The sequence below is a fragment of the Klebsiella oxytoca NBRC 105695 genome (assembly GCF_001598695.1).
Classification (GTDB): domain Bacteria; phylum Pseudomonadota; class Gammaproteobacteria; order Enterobacterales; family Enterobacteriaceae; genus Klebsiella; species Klebsiella oxytoca.
This window is the reverse complement of sequence record NZ_BCZK01000034.1, coordinates 1-2,708: the sequence shown is the minus strand read 5'-3', so window position 1 is coordinate 2,708 and position 2,708 is coordinate 1. Positions and strand designations below refer to the sequence as shown.

Annotated in this window: 1 protein-coding gene; it reads right to left on the bottom strand. The window is 67.2% G+C overall.

Features of this window, described 5'->3' with window-relative positions; all coding sequences use genetic code 11:
* Nucleotides 1-2,708: ImcF-related family protein (locus tag KO1_RS27925; RefSeq protein WP_064407191.1), on the bottom strand; the 2,708-nt coding region annotated here is incomplete at both ends.

Below are 2,708 nucleotides of genomic sequence, written 5' to 3'. Positions count from 1 at the left end.
GGTCAGCCGGTACAGCCCGTCCCCCGCTTTCTGCCGCGCCATCGGCTCCAGCATCCGGATGACGCCCCACGGGCCGCTGTGGTTTGCATACAGACGGCTTCCCGCCGTCGTTGACGTCCAGGTCAGCATCGCCCCCGGTTTATTCATCACCCCCGGCCAGCGGAAGCGCTGCCAGTCGGCCAGCTGGTTAAAATAGTGCAGCGTCTGCCCGTCAAGCGTCAGCGCTGTTTCCACCACTTCCCGCATCGCCACCCCCTGCATTTCAAAGCTGATGCCCTGGCTGCCGTCGGTGAACAGAATATCGGACAGCTGGCTGAGCTGGTTCACCGCGTTCAGAAAGGCCGGGCTGAAGGCCAGCCCCTGGCTGCGGGTGCTGTCCGCCACCCAGTCGCTGCCCTCCCGGCGCAGCACCCCGCCCAGCTCCGTACTGAGAAAACGGTCAATACGTCCGGTATCGCGGCGGATAAACGCCGCCAGCATCGGCAGCGAAGCGTCGCTCTTCCCGGCCGCAAAGGGATAGCGCCCCTGAAACGCCGCATTCCAGTTCGCGACCACGGAGCGCTGCCACGCCTCGTTCAGGCTGGCCGCCGACGGCTGCAGTACCGCCTCCCGGGCCTGAGTCAGCGGCTGAACAAACATCGTCTGCCCGAAACCGCGCCACGCCTCACCGAGGCTGGCCGCCACCAGGGTGCCGTACTCCTGCGTGTCGGTCAGCTCCACGCTCCGGCCCCGGAACACCGTCTGCGCCAGCTGCTGCATCATCGCCTGCGGGTCGGCGGCGTTCGCCACCTGCTGAAGTTTCAGGCGCACGCGGGTGATGCGGGTGAGCCAGGTCTGTAAGCTGAGCGAGCTGTCGGCAGCCATCACCTTCTGCGCGCTGTTTTGGCCCGTCAGGGTCAGCAGCGGGCCGAAGGTGCTGTCCAGCGGGCCGCGAGGACCGGCTGCCTGCTGGTCAATGACCGGCTTTTTATCCTTACCCGGCAGATTTTTCGCCGTCCTCACCAGGAAATCAGAGAGAGCCTCCCCCTGCTCTCCGGTCTGCCCCTGCCAGGCCAGAGTGTTCATCAGCGCAATCAGCGGCGACTGGCGGACATCGCCGGTCAGGGTGAGCTGGTCGGTGACATCGGTAATGTTGTGCGCCGGATTCAGCCGGATGCTGTTAAGGAAGTTCAGCCACGCTCCGGCAAAATCGGTAAAGTAGCGGTTCGTCAGCCGCTGTTTCAGCGCCTCCGGGGAGACATCCGTGGACACGGTGTTACGGTTGTCGCTCAGCACCCAGTCGATTTCATCGCGCCGCGAGGCCACGGCGGCGTCGATGGCGTCCTGAATCCCGCCTTCCCACGCCTGGCGGGTGAACATTCCCGGCACCACCTCGCCCGTGCTGAACAGACGGCGGGCGTCGGTCTGCGGCGTCATGTCCTCAAGCGTCATATCGGCATAGTTGCGCCGGACGGCCGTCAGCATGTTCTCATAGAGCGTGCTTTCGGCGTTGCGCTGGCCTGCCTGCTCCAGCAGCACCCTGCGCACCTGCGCCACCAGCGCCGCATCCGGCGTGATTTTCCAGGACGGCAGCGCGGGCAGGCTCTGCATGTAAAAGGTGTGCAAATCCGGCGCCATCTCCTGCCACAGCGCCGGGGACAACCCCGGACGGGACGGTTCGGCGGTTTTCATCACCTGCGCAAAAAACGCGGCGTCCGCCTTCTCCGGGTGCGCCATCATCAGGTACGCCTTCAGCTGGTCGTAGCCCCGCTTCGCCCGTTTCTCGCGCAGCGGACTGCGCGGCGGCAGGTCTGCCAGCGCGTTCAGCTGCTTTGTGAGCGCCTGCGCCGCCGCATCGCGTATCAGCCGGTTATTCGCCTGCCCGTACCACGGCATCAGGGCCGCCAGCAGCGGGGCGTTATGGTCCAGCCCGAAGCGCTGATACCAGGGCGCGCCGTGCGCCTGCTGATGCTGTAACCGTCCGATATCGTTACGCAGCGCCTGCAGCGCCATCAGCTGTTCATCATTCACCGCGGGAGAGCTCACCAGCAGCTGCGCCGCGCTGACAATATGCTGGCGGTTAACGGCGAAGGAGACCAGGCTGCCCGCCCCCCACAGGGCCATCAGCGACAGGGCGATAACCCCCGATGCGCGCTGCCAGGGCAGACCGGCCCGCACGCCCCGCGCCTGAGCGCAGTCCGCCGTCACTCCCTGCCAGACCGCCGGAGCGGACCAGCGGTGAGGATGTGGCGCCTCCCCGGCGGTCGTGTCCGGCGCCAGCGGCGGGCTGAACATCAGGCCGCGCAGCGGAACGCGCTGCAGGCGCTCCGTCAGCCAGGGCGTCAGCAGCGTACGCCAGCGGGCAATGCCGCTCCCCTCAAGCGTGCGCCCCAGGCGCAGCAGATAATCATGGGCCGGGTCGGCGCACAGCTGCTGCATTCCCCTTTCCCCCAGGGACGGCAGAATGGCGCGGAGTTGTTGCGCCACCCCCTCCGGCGTGGCGCCGGGCGGGAACAGCGCCCCCACCGTCTGACTGATGCGGGTATCCTGCGGCCAGGCGCTGTCAGTCACCTGCCACAGGTACACCGGCGGCTGCCAGCGCAGGGCCTCCCCGACCTGCTCGAGGGTGCGAAGATGGTTATCCAGGCTAGCGCTGGTCGCCTGCGCCTCATCAAGCGCCAGCACGATGCCGTCCAGCGGACGGCTGCGGCGCAGCTTGCGCAGGGCGG